Annotated in this window: 19 protein-coding genes and 2 tRNA genes; 7 read left to right on the top strand and 14 right to left on the bottom strand. The window is 70.9% G+C overall.

Features of this window, described 5'->3' with window-relative positions:
• Positions 1-4: 4 nt before the first annotated feature.
• Positions 5-883 (bottom strand): LysR family transcriptional regulator, encoded by an 879-nt coding sequence (locus SHK19_RS02750; protein ID WP_322937766.1) that lies wholly within the window; start codon positions 881-883, stop codon positions 5-7.
• A gap of 127 nt (positions 884-1,010) precedes the next feature.
• Between SHK19_RS02750 and gabT the strand changes: the two genes are divergently transcribed.
• Together gabT and SHK19_RS02740 are read left to right on the top strand one after the other, a co-directional pair.
• Complete coding sequence (gene gabT, locus SHK19_RS02745) at positions 1,011-2,336, top strand: 4-aminobutyrate--2-oxoglutarate transaminase (RefSeq protein ID WP_322458338.1); 1,326 nt, start codon at positions 1,011-1,013, stop codon at positions 2,334-2,336.
• Positions 2,336-3,733, top strand: a complete 1,398-nt coding sequence (locus tag SHK19_RS02740; RefSeq protein WP_322458339.1) for an NAD-dependent succinate-semialdehyde dehydrogenase — start codon at positions 2,336-2,338, stop codon at positions 3,731-3,733. Before gabT ends, SHK19_RS02740 begins: the two co-directional genes overlap by 1 nt.
• Before the next feature lie 198 nt (positions 3,734-3,931).
• Here SHK19_RS02740 and SHK19_RS02735 read toward each other — a convergent pair.
• The 7 genes from SHK19_RS02735 to SHK19_RS02705 form a co-directional block, all read right to left on the bottom strand.
• Positions 3,932-4,007: transfer RNA gene (locus SHK19_RS02735), tRNA-Ala, on the bottom strand.
• A 71-nt stretch (positions 4,008-4,078) separates the two neighbouring features.
• A complete protein-coding gene (gene sepX / locus SHK19_RS02730; protein ID WP_322937765.1) occupies positions 4,079-4,906 on the bottom strand; it encodes a divisome protein SepX/GlpR in 828 nt (275 codons plus the stop codon).
• 89 nt (positions 4,907-4,995) lie between these two features.
• Positions 4,996-5,676 (bottom strand): GNAT family N-acetyltransferase, encoded by a 681-nt coding sequence (locus SHK19_RS02725; RefSeq protein WP_322937764.1) that lies wholly within the window; start codon positions 5,674-5,676, stop codon positions 4,996-4,998.
• Entirely contained in the window at positions 5,673-6,176 is a 504-nt protein-coding gene (locus tag SHK19_RS02720) for a MogA/MoaB family molybdenum cofactor biosynthesis protein (protein ID WP_322937763.1), read from the bottom strand. The genes SHK19_RS02725 and SHK19_RS02720 overlap by 4 nt, the downstream gene beginning before the upstream one ends.
• On the bottom strand, positions 6,173-6,649 hold the full coding sequence (gene moaC, locus SHK19_RS02715; RefSeq protein ID WP_322937762.1) for a cyclic pyranopterin monophosphate synthase MoaC: 477 nt from the start codon (positions 6,647-6,649) through the stop codon (positions 6,173-6,175). The genes SHK19_RS02720 and moaC overlap by 4 nt, the downstream gene beginning before the upstream one ends.
• Positions 6,650-6,667: 18 nt before the next feature.
• Positions 6,668-7,888, bottom strand: coding sequence for a molybdopterin molybdotransferase MoeA (locus SHK19_RS02710; RefSeq protein WP_322937761.1), 1,221 nt, complete (start codon positions 7,886-7,888; stop codon positions 6,668-6,670).
• Entirely contained in the window at positions 7,881-9,266 is a 1,386-nt protein-coding gene (locus SHK19_RS02705; RefSeq protein ID WP_322937760.1) for a UTP--glucose-1-phosphate uridylyltransferase, read from the bottom strand. The genes SHK19_RS02710 and SHK19_RS02705 overlap by 8 nt, the downstream gene beginning before the upstream one ends.
• Before the next feature lie 22 nt (positions 9,267-9,288).
• Between SHK19_RS02705 and SHK19_RS02700 the strand changes: the two genes are divergently transcribed.
• Positions 9,289-9,897 (top strand): 5-formyltetrahydrofolate cyclo-ligase, encoded by a 609-nt coding sequence (locus tag SHK19_RS02700; RefSeq protein WP_322937759.1) that lies wholly within the window; start codon positions 9,289-9,291, stop codon positions 9,895-9,897.
• Between the two features lie 77 nt (positions 9,898-9,974).
• On the opposite strand, the gene SHK19_RS02695 is transcribed toward SHK19_RS02700, so the two are convergent.
• Positions 9,975-12,575 carry a penicillin acylase family protein gene (locus tag SHK19_RS02695; protein WP_322937758.1) on the bottom strand — a complete coding sequence of 867 codons (2,601 nt, stop codon included), beginning with the start codon at positions 12,573-12,575 and terminating at the stop codon, positions 9,975-9,977.
• Positions 12,576-12,672: 97 nt separating this feature from the next.
• On the opposite strand from SHK19_RS02695, the gene SHK19_RS02690 reads away from it, so the two are divergent.
• The 3 genes from SHK19_RS02690 to SHK19_RS02680 all read left to right on the top strand — a co-directional run bounded on the left by SHK19_RS02690 (position 12,673) and on the right by SHK19_RS02680 (position 14,150).
• Positions 12,673-12,990, top strand: a complete 318-nt coding sequence (locus SHK19_RS02690; protein ID WP_322937757.1) for an FmdB family zinc ribbon protein — start codon at positions 12,673-12,675, stop codon at positions 12,988-12,990.
• A 65-nt stretch (positions 12,991-13,055) separates the two neighbouring features.
• A complete protein-coding gene (gene cpaB, locus SHK19_RS02685) occupies positions 13,056-13,703 on the top strand; it encodes a Flp pilus assembly protein CpaB (RefSeq protein WP_322937756.1) in 648 nt (215 codons plus the stop codon).
• A 105-nt stretch (positions 13,704-13,808) separates the two neighbouring features.
• The gene (locus tag SHK19_RS02680) at positions 13,809-14,150 is read left to right on the top strand and encodes an MscL family protein (RefSeq protein WP_322937755.1); all 342 of its coding nucleotides are present in this window, start codon (positions 13,809-13,811) and stop codon (positions 14,148-14,150) included.
• Between the two features lie 8 nt (positions 14,151-14,158).
• Here the strand turns inward: SHK19_RS02680 and SHK19_RS02675 are convergent, their stop codons facing one another.
• Positions 14,159-14,347: a hypothetical protein gene (locus SHK19_RS02675; protein ID WP_322937754.1), complete on the bottom strand. Its 189-nt coding sequence runs from the start codon at positions 14,345-14,347 to the stop codon at positions 14,159-14,161.
• On the bottom strand, positions 14,344-15,624 hold the full coding sequence (locus SHK19_RS02670; protein ID WP_322937753.1) for an LCP family protein: 1,281 nt from the start codon (positions 15,622-15,624) through the stop codon (positions 14,344-14,346). Before SHK19_RS02670 ends, SHK19_RS02675 begins: the two co-directional genes overlap by 4 nt.
• Positions 15,625-15,757: 133 nt before the next feature.
• Between SHK19_RS02670 and SHK19_RS02665 the strand changes: the two genes are divergently transcribed.
• Positions 15,758-15,830 (top strand) — tRNA-Arg (locus SHK19_RS02665).
• Here SHK19_RS02665 and SHK19_RS02660 read toward each other — a convergent pair.
• The 3 genes from SHK19_RS02660 to SHK19_RS02650 are packed head-to-tail and all read right to left on the bottom strand — an operon-like array spanning position 15,819 to position 18,063.
• Complete coding sequence (locus tag SHK19_RS02660) at positions 15,819-17,009, bottom strand: NAD(P)/FAD-dependent oxidoreductase (protein ID WP_322937752.1); 1,191 nt, start codon at positions 17,007-17,009, stop codon at positions 15,819-15,821. The genes SHK19_RS02665 and SHK19_RS02660 overlap by 12 nt on opposite strands.
• The gene (gene folE, locus SHK19_RS02655; protein ID WP_322937751.1) at positions 17,006-17,650 is read right to left on the bottom strand and encodes a GTP cyclohydrolase I FolE; all 645 of its coding nucleotides are present in this window, start codon (positions 17,648-17,650) and stop codon (positions 17,006-17,008) included. Before folE ends, SHK19_RS02660 begins: the two co-directional genes overlap by 4 nt.
• Positions 17,647-18,063: a hypothetical protein gene (locus SHK19_RS02650; protein ID WP_322937750.1), complete on the bottom strand. Its 417-nt coding sequence runs from the start codon at positions 18,061-18,063 to the stop codon at positions 17,647-17,649. The genes folE and SHK19_RS02650 overlap by 4 nt, the downstream gene beginning before the upstream one ends.
• Positions 18,064-18,068 lie beyond the last annotated feature (5 nt).

Raw genomic sequence — 18,068 nt, 5'->3', positions numbered from 1 at the left:
CGAGTCACCCGACGTTGTATCGCTCGCGCACGAAGGCACCCAGCCGCTCGGCGAACTCGTCGATGGTGGCTGCCGCGGCATGACGCGAATCCCACACGGCAACGAGGCGGATACTGAGCGGTCGTTGGTCGATGTCGATCTCGAGTGGCACCAGCCCGAACCGCGGGTCATCAGAGGCGACGGTGACTCCGCGTCCTGAGGCCGTCAGCGCCTGCGCGACCGTGCCGTTTGCTGCCTCGAGCAACACGGAATAGGTCGCGCCTGCGGTGGCGACCGCTGCATCCAATGCCTGGCGCGCGCTGAAGTCAGAGGGCAGGCAGATGAGGGTTTCGGCAAGAAGTTCATGGAGCGCGACTCGCCCTCGTGTCGCCCACGGATGCCCCGGTGGGACGTATGCCCAAACAGGCAGAACCGCGAGTTCCCGCGCGCGGTATGGCGCTTGCGGCCGAATGTTTCCGATCGCCAGGTCGGCTCCTCGACGCAGCGCCTCCAGCGGGTCACGGCCGTCCACCTCGAACACGGAGGCGATCGGATCGCCCGTCGTCAGGGTCACGATGAACGGCGCCACCACGTCGGTCAGCGTCACCGTTGGGGCGCCGACCGTGATGCGGTCGAGTCGGCCGTGGGCATGGAAGGTGGCGGCCACTTTGAACGCCTCCGCGCGGTTCAGCAGGTCACGCGCCAGTGGGAGAAGTGCCCTGCCTGTGCCAGCGATCGCGAGCCGTCCGCTTGCCCGGTCGAACAGGTCGACGCCGAGCTCCTGCTCGAGTTGGCGCAACTGGCGGGAGAGACCGGGCTGCGTCACGTGCAGGCGGGCGGCCGCCGCGCTGACAGTGCCCTCCTCGGCCGTCGCAACGAAATAGCGGAGGTGCCGTAGTTCCATTCCACACACCTCCGCGTCGGGAAGCCAGATATGCCTGGCAGGCATCTTATCTGGAACAGACAAGTATTGGACAGCATAGAACGAACGAGGCAGACTCGAATGCACCAAGCCTTCGAGGAGGAACCGCATGTCCGACGGCACCCCCATCGCCCAGCAACGCCGGCTCGTCACCCAGTTGCCCGGCCCCCGGTCGATCGAGCTCATGCGGCGCAAGAACTCAGCCGTCGCGTCCGGCGTCGGCACGACGATGCCGGTGTTCGCCGAGCGGGCGGGCGGCGGGGTCGTCGTGGACGTCGACGGCAATTCGCTCATCGATCTCGGCTCGGGCATCGCTGTGACATCGGTCGGCAACAGCGCTCCGCGCGTCGTCGACGCCGTCTCCGCGCAGGTACGGGCCTTCACCCACACCTGCTTCATGGTCACGCCGTACGACGGCTACGTCCGCGTCGCGGAGGCGCTGAACCGGCTCACGCCGGGCTCGCACGAGAAGCGCACTGCGCTGTTCAACTCCGGCGCCGAAGCCGTCGAGAACGCGGTCAAGATCGCCCGTGTCGCCACCAAGCGCCAGGGCGTGGTGGTGTTCGACCACGCGTACCACGGCCGCACCAACCTCACGATGGCGATGACCGCCAAGAACATGCCCTACAAGCACGGCTTCGGACCGTTCGCGGCCGAGGTGTACCGGGCACCGCTCTCCTACCCGTTCCGCGACGGCGGTCTTGCCGGCGAGGAGGCGGCTGCCCGCGCGATCGATGTCATCGAGAAGCAGGTCGGGGCCGCCAACCTCGCCGCGGTGGTGATCGAGCCGATCCAAGGGGAGGGCGGGTTCATCGTCCCCGCCGACGGGTTCCTCCCCGCACTGGTCCAGTGGTGCAAAGACAACGGCGTGGTCTTCGTCGCCGACGAGGTGCAGACCGGATTCGCCCGCACCGGCGACCTGTTCGCCTGCGACCATGAGGGCGTCGTACCCGACCTGATCGTCACCGCGAAGGGCATCGCCGGCGGGCTGCCGCTCGCCGCGGTGACCGGACGTGCGGAGCTGATGGACGCCCCCCACGTCGGCGGCCTCGGTGGCACCTACGGGGGAAATCCGCTCGCCTGCGCGGCCGCACTCGCCGTGATCGAGACGATCGAGACTGAGCACCTGGTAGACCGGGCCCGCCACATCGGCAAGACCCTGGTCGAGCGGTTGCAGGCATTCGGCGACGACCGGATCGGCGACGTCCGCGGTCGTGGAGCCATGGTCGCCGTCGAACTGGTGAAGGCCGGCACCACCGAGCCCGACCCCGACCTGACCAAGGCCGTCGCCTCGGCCGCCCACGCTGAGGGCGTCGTCGTCCTCACCTGCGGCACCTACGGCAACGTCTTGCGGTTCCTCCCGCCCCTGGCCATGCCCGACCATCTGCTGGCCGAGGCGCTCACCATCCTCGAAGACATCTTCCGGAAGAGCTGATGACTGCCTTCACCGAGCCCGCTGTCGCCGGCGGGCCGCTCGACGACGCCAGCACGTTCGAGGTGCGCGATCCGGCCACGACGCAGGTCATCGCCGTCGTCCCCGACGGCACCGCGGCCGACGCCACCGCTGCGGTCGACGCCGCGGCTGCCGCCTTCCCGTCGTGGGCTGCGACGGCGCCGCGCGTGCGGGCCGAGATCCTCCGCCGCGCGTACGAGCTGATCGTCGACGACAGCGACCGGCTGACAGCGCTGATCACGGCCGAGAACGGCAAGGTCGAGGCGGACGCTCGCGCCGAAGTCGCGTACGCCGCGGAGTTCTTCCGTTGGTTCTCCGAGGAAGCGGTGCGCACCGAGGGTGCGTACGGCGTCTCCCCGGCGGGTGGCACCCGCACGATCGTGACCCACCGGCCGGTCGGCGTGGCCGCACTGATCACGCCGTGGAACTTCCCGGCCGCCATGGCGACGCGAAAGATCGCCCCGGCTCTCGCCGCCGGGTGCACCGTGGTCCTCAAGCCCGCGGCCGAGACGCCGCTGACCGCGCTTGCCATCGCGGAGCTCCTGGTCGAGGCCGGCGTGCCCGAGGGTGTGGTCAATGTCGTGTCGACGACGGCTCCGGCTGAAGTCGTCACCACCTGGCTCGAGGACCCGCGGGTGCGCAAGGTCTCCTTCACCGGTTCCACCGGCGTCGGCCGCACCCTGCTCAAGCAGGCTGCCGAGCGGGTGCTCAACAGCAGCATGGAGCTCGGTGGGAACGCGCCGTTCGTGGTCACGGCCGACGCCGACATCGAGGCTGCCGTCGCCGGCGCGATGATCGCCAAGTTCCGTAACGGCGGGCAGGCCTGCACTGCCGCCAACCGGTTCTTCGTGCATGCCGACTGTCTCGACGAGTTCGTCGCCGCCCTCGGCGACGAGGTCGAAGCTCTGGAGGTCGCACCGCTGATCAGCGCCGAGGCGGTCGCCGGTGTCACGGCACTGGTCGACGAGGCGGTGTCGGCCGGGGCTGTGGTGCGGCACCGCGGGCGGACCTCCGAGACCGGCTGGCGCTACCCGGCGACGCTGCTCACCGACGTCCAGCCGGGCATGCGGATCGCTCGCGAGGAGATCTTCGGCCCGGTCGTCACCGTCATCGAATGGACCGATGAGTCGGAGATGGTCGCCCGGGCCAACGACAGCGAGTTCGGCCTGGCGGCGTACGTCTACGCCGGCCGGCTCCAGGACGCGCTGCGCATCGCCGAGTCGCTGGAGGCCGGCATGGTCGGCGTCAACCGGGGTGTCGTCTCCGACCCCGCCGCACCGTTCGGAGGCTTCAAGCAAAGCGGAATCGGACGCGAAGGCGCGCGCGACGGTATTCGCGAGTACCAGGAGACGCAGTACTTCAGCGTGGACTGGCCGTGAAGCACGCCTCGTCAGGACCGGATCGCGACCGCACCACAGGTGCTCGAGCCCGCCGCAGGACCCCAAGACCGGCCCAGGCACGCCGAGACCGGCTGCCGGTCACCCGGCTTGTGCTGACCTTCTGCTGAGCTTTGCTGCCTGCTCCCGGATCTCAGGATCCGGGCAGGGCTCTCTGACCAGCGGGTTTACAGAGAGTTTTGGTGGAGCTGAGGGGATTCGAACCCCTGACCTTCTCATTGCGAACGAGACGCGCTACCAACTGCGCCACAGCCCCAAGCGAGGGGAAACGGTAGCACCAGCGCTCCGGCCGTTCCGAATCCAGGTGGCCCCGGAGGACGGGCTTGCTCAGGCGCCGGAGACGCGGCGCTCCTCCGGCCCTGACTGCTCTGCCTGCTCTGCCTTCTGCTGGTCCGCCTCGCGAGCGAGAGCGGAGTCGACGGCGTTGCGGCCCGAGCTCCACACCCCGGTCGAGTCGAGATCGATGGTGCGGACGGTGCGGCCGGCAGTGGCCTTGTCGACGTACGTCGGCAGCGTGACGGGCACCGGGTCCCAGCCGCCGGGAACGGCAGGCGCGTCCGCGACCACGGCGATCTCGCCGGTGTCGTCGGACGCGTCCTCGTCGGCGATCACCTGGTCCGCAAGCGTGGTACGGCGCTTGCGGACCGGTGTCGTGCCGGCGACCCGGACGGCCCGTTCCTTGCGGACCATCAGCCGGCAGGCGACGAGCCAGGCGACGAGGAGCGTCGCCGGGATCGCCTCCCAGGCCCAACCGATCACGCCGGCTGCTGCCAGCCCGACGACGCCCAGGTTGGCGAGCAGGGTGGTGCCGAGCACCCGCCGCCGGCGCTGGGCGGCGCGGGCTGCAGCCGCCTTGTGCGCGCGGACCTGCGGCGCTGTCGTCGGAGCAGGTGCTGCGATCTCGTCCCTCTCGCCGACCGACGGCTCGGCGACGGGATCGACAGCAACGGCCACCGTCGTACCGGAGGAGCTGACCACGAGCGCCGCCTGCCCGGCCGAGACCGGTTCGCGTCGCGCGAGCACCCGCACCCGGTCGGAGAAGCTCTCGACAGACCGGCTGACGCGGTCGATCTCGTGGTGCTTGAGCGCCTTGGGGATGAGGTAGACGGCCCAGGCAACCGCCAGGGCGACGAAGATCAACGCGCTCAGGTCCACACCCGAGAGGCTAGGCCGGGTGATGCAGTTCGGGACGTATGTCTATCGGTGTGTCACAGATTGACGGATGTGACTGGTGTGATTTGCGGTCACCCGCTGGCCGACGCGTCTCCACCCGACTCGTCGAGCCGGGCGAGGAGGCCGCGCGGGACCTCCTCCTTGGTGATCGCGAAGATCCGGTGGTCGCGCCAGGCCCCGTCGATGTGCAGGAAGCGCGGGGCATAGCCGATCTCGCGGATGCCGAGCTTCTCGACCACGCGGAGCGAGTTCGTGTTCTCGGGCCGGATGCAGATCTCGAGCCGGTGCAGCTTCGCGGTGAAGAAGCAGTGGTCGATCGCCATCGCGACGGCCCGCGGTGTCACGCCCCGACCGGCGAACTCGTGGTCGATCCAGTAGCCCACCGAGCCGAACTGCGCCGACCCCCGCACGATGTTGTTGATGCTGACCTGGCCGGCGAACCTGCCGTCGACCTCGATGACGAAGGGGTACGTCGTCCCGCGTCGCGCGGCCTTGGTGAGCCGGCGGACGAGGGCGGAGAAGGTGGTCGGCCGGGCGTCACCGCCCGGCGGGACGGTGGCGTCCCACGGGGACAGCCAGGTCGCGTTGCGGCGGCGGGCAGCGCGCCAGGCGCCCGCGTCCGAGCGCCGGACCGGCCGCAGCGTGACGACCGGGTCGGTGCCGGACATCAGCTGGTTGGGCCAGGCGCGGCCCGGGACCGAGGTGATCATCCGCTCCCGCCCCAACCGGCGGATCCGCTCGTCTCGACTCAATGATCGCTCCCCACGATCTGCTCGACGGCGTGCTGGAGCACCGGTCCGAGCACCTCGAGCGCGTCCTTCACCCCGCCGCGCGAGCCCGGCAGGTTGACCACCAGGCAGCTCCCCGCCACGCCGGCCAGGCCGCGCGAGAGAGCAGCCGTCGGTACGCCCTTCGCCACGCCGGCGACGCGGATCGCCTCCGCGAGACCGGGCACCTCGCGGTCGAGCAACGGTCGGGTGACGTCGGGGGTCCGGTCGGTCGGCGTGAGCCCGGTGCCGCCGGTGGTGAGCACGACCCGCGCACCGCCACGCACGGCGAGCTCGATCGCCGCCCCGACCGGGTCGCCGTCGGGACGGACCACCGGGTCGTCGACGGCGAAGCCGAGCGCACGGAGGGCGTCGACGATCAGCGGCCCGGTCGTGTCCTCGTAGACACCGGCCGCGGCGCGGTTGGACGCGACGACCACCACCGCCGGGAGCCCCTCCGCATCGGTCGTCTTCGGGGTGATCATCGCGACCAGTCCCCCGACTTCCCACCGGTCTTTGACTCGACCCGGACGTCACTGATCACCGCGCCCTTGTCGACCGCCTTCACCATGTCCACGACGGTCAGCGCCGCGACCGAGACCGCGGTGAGCGCCTCCATCTCGACACCGGTGCGGTCACTGGTCCTCACCGTCGCGACGATCTCCACCGCGTCGTCAGCCACGGTGAGGTCGACGGTGACGCCGGAGATCGCAAGCGGGTGACACAGCGGGACCAGGTCCGGCGTGCGCTTGGCGCCCATGATCCCGGCCACCCTGGCGACCGCGAGCGCGTCTCCCTTCGGCACCCCCTCGCCGCGGAGCAGCGCGACCACCTCGGGTGCCACCAGCACCCGGCCGGACGCGGTCGCGGTCCGCACGGTCACCGCCTTTCCCGAGACGTCGACCATCCGGGCGGCGCCGGTCTCGTCGACGTGGGTCAGTCGGGACGGGTCACTCATGGGGTCCATGATCCACCCTCAGAGGGGAAGGATCACGACCTCGGCGCCCGCGGGCAGCGGGGCTCCGCCCGGCGGCACGACGAGGAGCACGTCGGCGGCCGCCAGCAACCGCTGGGAGTGGCCGACGTGGCCGGCCAGCTGGGCGACCCGTCCGGGAGCGACGTACGCCGCCGGCAGCACCAGCGTCCGGTCGGCGGCGACCTCGACCGGAGCCTCCAGGAGCGCGCGCCCGACCGCCCGCGGGGACTGGCCGGCCAGGGCCCGGATCGCCGGCTCGGCGAACAGCCGGAACGAGGAGTACGCCGCCACGGGTGTGCCCGGCAGCGAGACGACCGGCACCTGGCGCCCTCCGGTCGCGGTGACCGCACCGGCGCCTTGCGGCCGTCCAGGCTTCACCGCGACCGAGCCGAACCAGAAGCCCTCCCGATCGCGCAGTGCCGCCTTCACCACGTCGTGGTCGCCGGCCGAGACCCCTCCGGTGGTGACGACGAGGTCGGCGACCTCGGCCGCCTCCGCCAGCTGGTCGAGGAGGAGCTGTGGATCGTCCGGGACGGGCCCGAACGACACGACCCGCGCTCCGGCGGCGCGGGCGGCGGCGGCGAGCGCGACGCTGTTGCTGTCGGGCACATGGGCGGGCAGGTCCGCCAGCTCCGCGTCGGGCACGGCGAGCTCCTGGCCGGTCACGACCACTGCGACCCGCGGCGGCGGGTGCACCGCGACCGTCGCGGTGCCGACGGCGGCGAGCAGCGCGAGGTGTCGCGGCGCCAGCTTGGTGCCGCCAGCAACTGCGACCCTCCCCTCGCCCACGTCCTCGCCGGCCAACCGGACGTGTCGGGCAGCCGGCACGGCCGCGTCGATCCGCACGGTCTCCCGGCCCCGGTCGGTCCACTCGAAGGGCACGACGGCGTCGGCGCCCTCCGGCACCGGGGCGCCGGTCATGATCCGCCAGGCGGTGCCGGGCACGAGGGTCGGCTGCGCGGCGTCGCCGGCGGCGACCACGCCGGCGACCGGCAGCACCACGGGGGTGGCGGGCGCGGCGTCCGCGACGTCGGCGGCCCGGACGGCGTACCCGTCCATCGCGGCATGGTCGAATCGCGGCAGGCTGATCGGGGCCGGGACGTCCGCTGGACAGACGAGACCCCCGGCGTCGCCGATCGGCACCGTCACCGGAGCCAGTGGCGCCACCAGGCCGAGGACCCGTTCGAGGTGCCTCTCGACGGAGACCCCGGGATCAGCCATCGGTGCCGGTGATGACCTCCCCGGCGGGCACCCGCTGGGCCGTGTCGGCGTCGAGCTCGACCTCCCCGACGATCTCGACGCCGTGGCCGAAGGTCCAGTCGCCCTCGATCTTCAGCGACGACGCCTTGGCCATCGACGGCGCGCCCTCGGGGAATCGCTTGTCGAACTCGCCGACCAGCTTGTAGTGGGCGGGGTCGAGGTCCACATACGGCACGTCGGCGGCGACCAGGTCGAGCACGAAGTCCGCCCCGATCGTGTAGACGTCGGAGCGCAGCACCAGGAGGTCGTTGGTCGTCTTGACCGGCACGAACCGGTCGCGCCCGACCTCGATCAGCGTCGCTCCCTCGAAGACCTCGATCGCCGCGCCCATCGCGGTCTCGATCTGGATCACCTCGGGGGTGGTCGGATCGCCGGGGTCGAGGCTCTTGGTGTTCTTGATCAGCGGCAGGCCGAGCACGCCGTCGCGCTGGTCGAGGGTGTCGCGGAGCGCGCGGAGGTCGATCCACAGGTTGTTGGTCGAGGTGAACCGGTGCCGCTCGAGGTCGGCGAGCGCCGCCAGGTCCTCCTTCGCGGTCTGCGCGGTCTCACGCAGGACCAGCCGGCCGTCGGCCTTGCGCCGGGCGAAGTGGCCGCCCTTCTTGTCCGAGGGAGTACGGCGGACCGCCTCGATCGCGAACGGCGCACCGCTCTCGGCGAACCAGCCCGCGACCTCCGGGGCCGGCACGGCACCGAGGTTGTCGGAGTTGGAGATGAAGACGTAGCGGAAGCCCCGCTCGATCAGCCGGTCGAGCAGGCCACTGCCGCGGAGTGCGGTGTAGACGTCGCCGTGACCGGGCGGACACCACTCGAGGTCGGGGTCCTTCGGGTAGCTCGCCGGGATCAGGCCCTTGGCGAGGAGCTTCGGTTCCTTGTTCTGCAGGAAGTCCAGCGGCAGCCCGTCGACCGCGAGGTTCTCGTAGCGCGCCAGCGCCTCGAGGGTGTCCTCGTGGGTCCGGAAGCTGTTCATGAAGAGCAGGGGCAGCGGAGCGTCGTACTTCTCGCGCAGGTGCAGCACCTGCCGGGCGATGATGTCGAGGAAGGACAGACCGCGGCGCACGCAGAGCAGCGACTTCGCGCGGTCCATGCCCATCGAGGTGCCGAGACCGCCGTTGAGCTTGATGATCGCGGTCTGCCGGAGGGCGTCGGCCGCGACGTCGGCGGGCACGTCGGCGTCCGCGAGCCGCTCGATGTCGACCGGCTCGATGCTCGACTCCGCGATCAGTCCGGTCTCGCCGTGCTCCAGCAGCCGGTAGTAGTGCGCGAACGTCTCGATCGCCACCGGATCGACGCCCGCGTCGACCATCTTTGCCCGTGCTATCTCCAAACCGGCGCTACCCATACCCCGATCGTAGGCTGGCCCCGTGCCGAGTCCGCAATCCCTTCCCGAACCGGTCGGTGACACCGGGGTCGCCAAGCTCGCGCTGCGCGACCAATTGCTGACCGCACGGAGGCGCCGGCCGCTGGCCGAGGTCGGCCAGGACGCCCGCGCGATCGCCGACCACCTGCTGGTTGCGCCGGAGGTACGCCGCGCCGCCACCGTCGCGTGCTACGTCTCGGTGGGCACCGAGCCGGGCACCACGGCGCTGCTCGACCGGCTCACGTCCGCGGGCAAGCGGGTGATCCTCCCGGTGCTGCTGCCCGGCAACGACCTGGACTGGGCGGTCTACCACGGCGAGACGTCGCTCGCCCCCGCCGGCCGCGGCCTGCTCGAGCCGATGAGCGCCCGGCTCGGCGCGGACGCCGTCGCCACCGCCGACGTCGTCCTGGTGCCCGGGCTGGCGGTCTCCCCCACCGGCCAGCGGCTCGGCCGCGGCGGCGGCTCCTACGACCGCGCCCTCGCCCGGGTCCCGCTCGGCACCTTCACCTGCGTCCTGCTCTACGCCGACGAGACCGGCGTCGCCGTACCCACCGAGCCGCACGACCAGCCGGTCACCGCCGCCGTCACCCCCCATGGCATCCTCCGCTTCTAGCCGACCCGGCTCATCTGAACGCCGACCCGGCTCGTTCAAACGAGCCGGGTCGGCGTTCAGATGAGCCGGGTCGGCGTTCAGTCGGTGGGAACGAGGGTGAGTGTGTCCTCCGCGGCATCCTCGACCGCATCGGTGGAGAACACCCAGGGCAGGGTCTCCCCCTCCGCCCACAGGTCGGTCTGGTCGACGTAGTGCGCATGGAACGCATGCCCCGACACCCCGGTCAGGTTGACCCACCGCGCGGCGTCGAGGTCGTCGAGCGGGATCACCATCCGCATCGACGGAGCGGTCGCCACGTCGTAGCCCTCCCGGGCGTCCCACCCGGTCGCGTCGGGGATCGCTCCCCCGCCGCCGACCTCCCACTCGCCGCGGTTGAAGAGGTCCTCGATGAGCCCGATCCCGGACTCCCCGAGCGTCGAGGAACGCAGCTCCAGGCGGTGCAGCGCACCCCAGCTCCACTCGTCGGCGTTCGGCGACTGGCGCGAGGTGAGGACGTCGCGGGCCGCGCGGAGCGACGCTTCGAGGATGTCGTCGCGGGTCTCGACGACGTCGTCGGTCGCCTGGTCGTCCCACCACCGGTCGCCGGGGCGGGTGAGCAGGTCCGTGACCACCGCGAACCACCGGTCCCCGCCGTCGGGACGGAGGGTGCCGGTCAGCTCGTCGTGGAAGGTGCGGGCGAGCAGCTCGCGCCACACCACGTTGTAGTACGCGGCCGCGGCGCTGTCGGCGTCCTGCTGGAAGTCCCAGTCCGCGAGCTTTCGCTGCCCGTCCGAGTAGTAGTCGACCGGGAGCTCGATCTCGAGCAGGTACGGCGTCAGCTTCGGCGCCATCGGGTTCCGGTCGTCGAGCTGCACCGACGACATGTCGTCGACGTCGAGCGACTCGTCGTCCTCGAGCAGCTCGCGGATCCGCGCCGAGCGGTAGCCCCGGTCCCAGTCGTCGGTGAGGTAGTACGGGTAGCCGCTGACGGTGCTGGCAGGGTCGACCACGGCCTGGTTGGCGGTCACCACGAGACCGGATTCGGGGTCGAGCACGTTGGGGAGCGCGTCGTAGGGCACGTACTCACCGGTCCAGTCGTTCTCCGCCCGCCACCCGGCCGCGGGCAGCAGCCCGTCGTTGCCGGACTTGCGGATAGGCACCCGCCCGGTCGCCTGGTAGCCGATGTGACCCTCGGTGTCGGCGTAGACGACGTTCTGACCAGGTACGGCGAAGTCGGCCAGCGCGGCCCGGAACGAGCGCCAGTCGGTGGCGAGGTTGAGCGCAGCGAGCGCGTCGGCCGTCGGCTGCGGATCGAGCGCGGTCCAGGCGAGCGAGACGGCGTCGTCCCACCGCTCGGCGACGTCGGGTACGACGCCGCTGTCGCCGGCCTCGTCGACCAGGTCGCCGAGCTCGCCGCTCAGGTCGGACAGCAGCGGTCCGTGCGCGGTGGACCGCACCTGGATCGTGACGTCGTCGCCGTCCCGGACCTCGATCGTCTCCTCGCGCACCTCCAGCGGCCGGCTCCGGCCGTCGTGCTGCCAACGGTCGTCACGCACCCGCTCGACGTAGAGGTCGGTGGTGTCGGGGGCGAGGTTGGTGAATCCCCAGGCGATGTCGGCGTTGTGGCCGATGATCACCCCGGGCACGCCGGAGAAGCTGAAGCCTCCGACGTCGAGCGGACAGGCGTCGCTGACCTCACGACAGTGCAGCCCGACCTGCATCCAGACGCCGGGCAGCGAGATCCCGAGGTGCGGGTCGTTGGCCAGGATCGGCGCGCCGGTGTCGGTGTGCTCGCCGCCGACGACCCAGCCGTTGCTGCCGATGCCGTCCCCCGCGCCGAGCAGCGCCGGCACCTCGCCGACCACGCGCTCGATGCCGGCCAGCGCCTCCTGGACCCGCGGCCCGAGCGGGGGCCGCTGCGGCAGCCGGGTGCCGGGCGCGGTGGCGTCCTGCTCGAAGACCCCGTCGACGACGGCTCCCTGCTCCACGATCGGCGGGTGGTCGTCGTAGGGGTAGGGCGGGAACAGCTGGGCGGCCCGCTCGGTGCCGACGGCACCGATCGACCGCGCCCGGCCGATCTCCTCCTCGAGGTTGCCCTTGAGGTCCCAGGCCATCGCCTTGAGCCAGGCGATCGAGTCGACGGCGGTCCAGGCCTCGGGCGAGTAGTCGAAGCCCGAGAGGTCGAGGACGGCGTACTCCAGCGAGATTTCCGCCAGGCCGCGGTCGTCGAGGTAGGCGTTGACGCCCTCGGCGTAGGCGTCGAGGAGGGCGCGGGTCGACGGCTTGAGCAGAGTGAGCTCCTGCTCGGCGACCTGCCGCCAGCCGAGGGTCCGTACGACGCGGTCGGTCTCGAGGGCGTCCTCGCCGAAGAGCTCGGCGAGCCGGCCCGCGGTCGCGTGGCGGCGGACGTCCATCTCGAAGAACCGCTCCTGGGCGTGCACGAAGCCCTGGGCCAGCATCAGGTCGTGCAGGGAGTCGGCGTAGATCTGCGGGATGCCGTGCTCGTCTCGCAGCACCTCGGCCTCGCCCTCGAGGCCGGCGATCTCGAGCTCCCCGGACGTCTCGGGCCACGACCGCCGGACCACGATCACGCCGACCAGCAGCACCAGCACCAGGAGCAGAGCGAGACCGATCGCGACGTACATGGTCCAGCGCAGTGAGGCCGGCCAGTTGCGCAGGCGGCGGGTCACAGCGGTCATGGTGGTCGACATTGTGCCGGGTACGCCGATCCTCCAGTAGCATTGGCAGTCGTAATACGAGAGTGCTAAGTCACAGAGCTCATCCTGGGGAGACCCGATGCCGACCTACCAGTACGCCTGCACCGACTGCGGGCACGCCTTCGAGCAGTTCCAGAGCTTCTCCGACGATGCGCTGACCGTCTGCCCGGAGTGCTCCGGCAAGCTGCGCAAGCTGTTCAACGCCGTCGGCGTGGTGTTCAAGGGCTCGGGCTTCTACCGCACCGACAGCCGCGGCAAGAGCACCAGCGAGTCGCCGGGCGAGAAGTCCGGGGACAAGTCGAAGGAGAAGTCGGCGCCCGCGCCGGCCGCCGCCACCAGCACCTCCTCCGACTCGTCGTCCTCGTCGAGCAGCACCCCCGCCGCCACTCCCGCCTGACCGGTCCCTTGTGGACAACCCCCGCAGGGGGCGCGCCGCGGCCGGCCGGCTCCTAGCGTCGGCCCATGGCCACTCGGGATCTTCCTGCGCGCGTCCGCGACCGACTGACGGCGGTACGCCGCGCGGTGCTGCGGCGACGCCGGCTGCTCGCCGTGCTCTGCACGGTCGGAGCGGTCGCGGCCGGGCTCCGGGCCACCGCGCCGCCGGCGGCGCCGACCGAGCAGGTCCTGGTCGCCGTCCGTGACCTGCCGGCCGGCGCGGTGCTCGACGGCGACGACCTGCACACCGTCGAGGTGGAGCCCGACCGCACACCGGACGGTGTGCTGACCGACGCGGAGGACGCCGCCGGCGCCATCCTGGCGGCGCCGCTGCGCGCCGGGGAGCCGGTGACCGATGTCCGGCTGGTCGGGCCCGACCTGGTCGACAGCGCACCGGGGACCATCGCCCTGCCGGTGCGGGTCTCGGATGCCGCGCAGGTCGGCCTGCTCGAGGTCGGGGACGAGATCGACCTGCTGGCCACCGACCCCGAGTCGCGGACCACGACGACGGTCGCCAGCGGGGTGCTCGTGCTCGCCGTACCAGCACCGGACCAGGAGGCACCGGACGCGATCCCGGGCCGGCTGGTCGTGGTCGGGATCCCGGTCGCCACCGTGGCCGACGTGACCGGCGCCGCGGTCACGTCGTTCCTGACCTACGCGTGGACGAGCCGCTAGTTCCCCGGGCGCGAAACAGGTGCGGATCTCAAGTCGGGGACACTAGGTTCGTCGGCGCTCCCTCCCCGCCGGTAGGGGCGCGTCTCGGAAAAGAGGAGAAACCACATGTCCGGGTTCAAGAACTTCCTGCTCCGCGCGAACCTCATCGAGGTCGCCGTGGCCTTCATCATGGCGGCGGCGTTCGCAACGGTGGTCACCACTTTCGTCGCGTGGCTCACCGAACAGCTGCCCAAGTCGGCGCGCGAGGTCTTCGCCAATGACCCGAACACCTTCGGAGCCTTCATGAACGCGGTGATCTCGTTCGTCATCATGGGCGCCGTCGTGTACTTCCTGATCGTCCTGCCCTACACGAAGGCCAAGGAGAAGTTCTTCCCCGTCGACGAGAAGGGTCCGACCGAGGTCGAGCTGCTCACCGAGATCCGCAACGCTCTCGCCAGCCGACCCTGATCGACAGCTCACCCGTGGTGCGGCGGCACCTGTGACTTCAGCCAGCGGTCGCCGGCGGAGTCGCCGTCGTCGGCCCGCTCCGCGGGGTCCTTCTCGTCGCCGGTGACCTCGGGCAGCACGTCGCCGAAGACCGCCGCCAGCCGTCGGCGGCGTTCCCAGTCGGTCTCCGGCCGCGCCCGCTTGTCGTCGTCACTCATGTGCAGAGCCCGGCGTTCTCGCGGGCGTCGTCCGACAGGCCGTCGTCGTCGTTCTTCTTGCCGCCGCCGGTCGACGACTCGGTGGGGTCGGAGGGATCGTCGGTCTGCCCGGCCTCGTCCGGCGGCGCGCTGGAGCCCTCGGGGTCGTCGGCGGCGCTGATCGACTCCTCCTCGAACTCCTGGCTCAGGGCCTTGTCGTCGAGCACCAGCTGCCAGAGGTCCTCGACGTCCTCGGTCCACTCGACCCGACCCTCCTGGGCGGTGGAGTAGACCCACGGCGTGGTGACGAACTTGATGTTGTCGAGGCCGATGCCCTGGAAGCTGCGGCCGAGGTCGGCCAGCTCGGCGACGTTGTCGTAGTCGGTCTGGATCGAGTCGGTGACCGCGTTGAGGAACGACAGCATCCGGTCGGGTCGCACCAGCATCCCGGCAGAGATGGCCTTGTTGATCATGGCGGCCATGAAGGCCTGCTGGCGGCGGATCCGGTTGGGATCGGTGCCGTCACCGACGGCCCGCACCCGGACGTAGCTGAGCGCCTCGTCGTCACGGATCTCGCGGGTGCCGGCCTCGAGCGTGATGCCGTGCTCCGGGTCGTCGATGTCCTCGGGGATGCAGACCTCCACGCCGTCGAGGGCGTTGACCATGTCCTTGAAGCCCTGGAAGTCGATCACGACGTAGTTGTCGATCCTGATGTCGGTGACCTGCTCGAACTGCTGGATGGTGCAGGCGGCGCCGCCCACGGAGAACGCCTCGTTCCACATCACGTCCTGCGCGCCTGGGATCGCGGTGCCGTCCTCCTCGTAGCAGGTCGGACGGTCGACCAGGGTGTCGCGCGGGATGCTGATGCCGTAGGCACGCTTCCGGTCCGCCGAGAGGTGCAGCATGATCGTGGTGTCGGAGCGTTCCCCGTCGCCGGTGAGCCCGTCGATGTTGTTCTCGCCCTCACGGGTGTCGGAGCCGAGCACCAGGATGTTGAGCGGCTCCTTGGGGCCCCCGACCTCGACCTTGTCCGGACGGTTCTTGAGCTGCCCGCTGACGTCCTTGCGGTCGAGGTTGCCGTTCCAGTTGTTGTACGCGAGCACCACGGACGTCGCCGTACCGACGGCGAGGACGGCCAGGGTCGCCGCGATCACCTTGCCCACGGTGTGCCGCTTGCGCAGCCGTCGCTTGCCGGCGACGCTGCGGTTGGCCACGGAGCCGGACACTCGACGCGCCTGCGCTTTCCGGCTGCCGGCGTCGTCACCTTTGGTGCCGGCCGCGTCGGGTGTGTCGGACAAAATCTCACCTGGCTGGGACTGGGACGTTCCCCCCATTGTGACGACCCGACGAAGCAATCACGAATCGGACACAGCCCGAGCGCTCCCGGGTGATTCCGTCCGGACGGGCGCGACCTGCCAGAATCTCGCCGAGGCCCCCGTAGCTCAGTGGATAGAGCAGCCGCCTCCTAAGCGAAAGGTCGTAGGTTCGACTCCTACCGGGGGCACAGACGGGATGCCGTGTTTCGCAGCTCCTCGTCGGCTTCACGACCGACCCAGGAGCGGATCGGGTCGATGGCGTCCCAGTCGTTGAGGTGCATGCCCGCCAGCACTCGGTTGTCGCGGATCCACAGCGCGGTGACCACCCGGTCATCGAGCTCGCCCCGGACGACGACCTCGTCGTACCCCTCGGGACCGACGTGCCCGACGTACTCCATGCCGAGGTCGTACTGGTCGGTGAAGAAGTAGGGCTGCCTGTCGTAGGGGTCGTCCTGGCCGAGCATGTTGCGAGCCGCGTGGCGACCCTGGTGGATGGCGGTGTCCCAGTGCTCGACGCGGATCCGGCCGAGGACGGGGTGCTCCTGGTTCGCGACGTCTCCCGCGGCGTAGACGTGCGGGTCGCTTGCGCGCAGCCACGCGTCGACGAGGACGCCACCGTCCGTGTCCAGCCCCGCCTTCACGGCGAGGTGGTCGTCCGGTTCGGCGCCGATGCCGACCAGGATCAGATCAGGGGAGACCTGGTGGCCGTCAGCGAGCATGACCAGGGTGCGACCACCCCGTTGCTCGATCGCGGTGACGGAGGTGCCGAGCCTGAGGTCGACGCCGTGCTCGCGGTGGAGGTCCACGAAGACCGGGGCCAGCTCGGGGCCGAGCACGCCTGCCAGGGGAAGGTCTGCGGCCTCCACCACGGTGACCGTGCCGCCCGCCGTCCTTGCGGCGGCGGCGACCTCGAGACCGATCCAGCCTGCTCCGATGATCAGCAGGTTCTCGGTGAGCCGGCTCTTGAGGGCGAGGGCGTCGTCGAGCGTGCGGAGGTAGACGACGTCGGCCCCCGACCTGTCGGCCAGCGGGAACCGTCGGGGCACGGAGCCGGTGGTGAGCAGGAGCCGGTCGTAGGGCAGATGACGGTCTCCGAGCAGGACGTGCCCGGTGTCGATGTCGACCTCGGAGACCGGAACGCCGGTGATCAGCTCGACCTCGTGGTCGGCGTACCACTGGGCGTCGTGGACGATCGTCGAGTCGGGCTCGGCGTCGCCGAGCAGGATGCCCTTCGACAGGGGCGGCCGTTCGTAGGGAGCGTGCGGCTCCGCGCCGATCAGGGTGATCTGCCCGGGGCAGCCCTGGTTGCGGAGCTCTTCTGCGGCGCTGACGCCGGCGAGGCCGGCGCCCACGATGACGATGTTCATGGCGACCTCCTGGTCAGGGCGAGGAATTCGGCGCGGCTGCGCGGGTCGTCGCGGAGCCGGCCGTACAGGGCAGAGGTGGTGGTGCGCGCGCCGGGCGTTCGGGCGCCGCGCAGGCTCATGCAGGTGTGCTCCGCCTCGATCACGACGCCGACACCGTGCGGTCCCAGCTCCTCCTGGAGGTGGTCGGCGATCCTCTTGGTGAGCCGCTCCTGCGTCTGTGGACGGCGGGCGTGGAGCTCGACCATGCGAGCGAACTTGGACAGACCCAGGATCCGAGCGCCCGGCAGGTAGCCGATGTGCGCGACGCCGACGAAGGGCAGCATGTGGTGCTCGCACAGTGACTGCACGGGAACGCCCCCGACCAGGACGAGCTCGTCGTACCCCTCCTCGTTGGGAAACGTGGTGAGCTCGAAGTCGGACCCACTGGTCATCTCGATCAACGCGTGCGCCATCCGGCGCGGCGTCTCGACGAGGTTCTCGTCGACGAGGTTCAGCCCCAGGGCGGTGAGCAGGTCGGCGGCCGCCCGCTCCGCCGCCCCGGGGTCGACCTCGCGCCGCGGGTGCGTGACCCGCGGCCGCCACCGCCGCGCCGCCGCGCGGTCGGCAGACCGACCGCTTGCTATCGCTGCGGTACTGCTCATGCCGCTGGCTTGGCGCGGTCGAAAGCGAGTGCGGCGAGGGCCAGCGCACCGACGAGAAGCCCGAAGTCGCGGAGTGCGACGTCGTAGTACTCCCCCATGGTCACCAGGTTCACGATGATCCCGGCCAGCCAGCCGGCGACCAGGAGTGCCCCGTAGCGCGGTACGACGGCGACGGCGATGCCGGCCACGACCTCGATGACGCCGACGGTCAGCATGGCCTGGTGGGCGCTACCGGGCAGGATATCGTTGACCCACGGCGCCAGGTACTGCTCCCAGTCGGTGAGCCACTCGGCGAACTTGTCCAGACCGAATGCGATCGGCGCAATGGTGAACACGGTGCGGAGCAGCAGGAAGGCACGGTCGGCGCCGACCCCGGTGCTGGTCCGTTCCGCGGCAGTGGTGTCTGTGGTCATGGCAT

The sequence above is a fragment of the Nocardioides bizhenqiangii genome (assembly GCF_034661235.1).
In the GTDB taxonomy this organism is placed as follows: Bacteria; Actinomycetota; Actinomycetes; order Propionibacteriales; family Nocardioidaceae; genus Nocardioides; species Nocardioides bizhenqiangii.
Note: the sequence above shows the minus strand (reverse complement) of the source record. Positions and strands in the feature narration are given on the sequence as shown.

Coding starts and splice junctions, on each gene's coding strand:
- SHK19_RS02750 (WP_322937766.1), bottom strand. CDS start 883: ATGGAACTACGGCACCTCCGCTATTTCGTTGCGACGGCCGAGGAGGGC.
- gabT (WP_322458338.1), top strand. CDS start 1,011: ATGTCCGACGGCACCCCCATCGCCCAGCAACGCCGGCTCGTCACCCAG.
- SHK19_RS02740 (WP_322458339.1), top strand. CDS start 2,336: ATGACTGCCTTCACCGAGCCCGCTGTCGCCGGCGGGCCGCTCGACGAC.
- SHK19_RS02720 (WP_322937763.1), bottom strand. CDS start 6,176: ATGATCACCCCGAAGACGACCGATGCGGAGGGGCTCCCGGCGGTGGTG.
- moaC (WP_322937762.1), bottom strand. CDS start 6,649: ATGAGTGACCCGTCCCGACTGACCCACGTCGACGAGACCGGCGCCGCC.
- SHK19_RS02710 (WP_322937761.1), bottom strand. CDS start 7,888: ATGGCTGATCCCGGGGTCTCCGTCGAGAGGCACCTCGAACGGGTCCTC.
- SHK19_RS02705 (WP_322937760.1), bottom strand. CDS start 9,266: ATGGGTAGCGCCGGTTTGGAGATAGCACGGGCAAAGATGGTCGACGCG.
- SHK19_RS02695 (WP_322937758.1), bottom strand. CDS start 12,575: ATGACCGCTGTGACCCGCCGCCTGCGCAACTGGCCGGCCTCACTGCGC.
- SHK19_RS02690 (WP_322937757.1), top strand. CDS start 12,673: ATGCCGACCTACCAGTACGCCTGCACCGACTGCGGGCACGCCTTCGAG.
- cpaB (WP_322937756.1), top strand. CDS start 13,056: ATGGCCACTCGGGATCTTCCTGCGCGCGTCCGCGACCGACTGACGGCG.
- SHK19_RS02680 (WP_322937755.1), top strand. CDS start 13,809: ATGTCCGGGTTCAAGAACTTCCTGCTCCGCGCGAACCTCATCGAGGTC.
- SHK19_RS02675 (WP_322937754.1), bottom strand. CDS start 14,347: ATGAGTGACGACGACAAGCGGGCGCGGCCGGAGACCGACTGGGAACGC.
- SHK19_RS02660 (WP_322937752.1), bottom strand. CDS start 17,009: ATGAACATCGTCATCGTGGGCGCCGGCCTCGCCGGCGTCAGCGCCGCA.
- folE (WP_322937751.1), bottom strand. CDS start 17,650: ATGAGCAGTACCGCAGCGATAGCAAGCGGTCGGTCTGCCGACCGCGCG.
- SHK19_RS02650 (WP_322937750.1), bottom strand. CDS start 18,063: ATGACCACAGACACCACTGCCGCGGAACGGACCAGCACCGGGGTCGGC.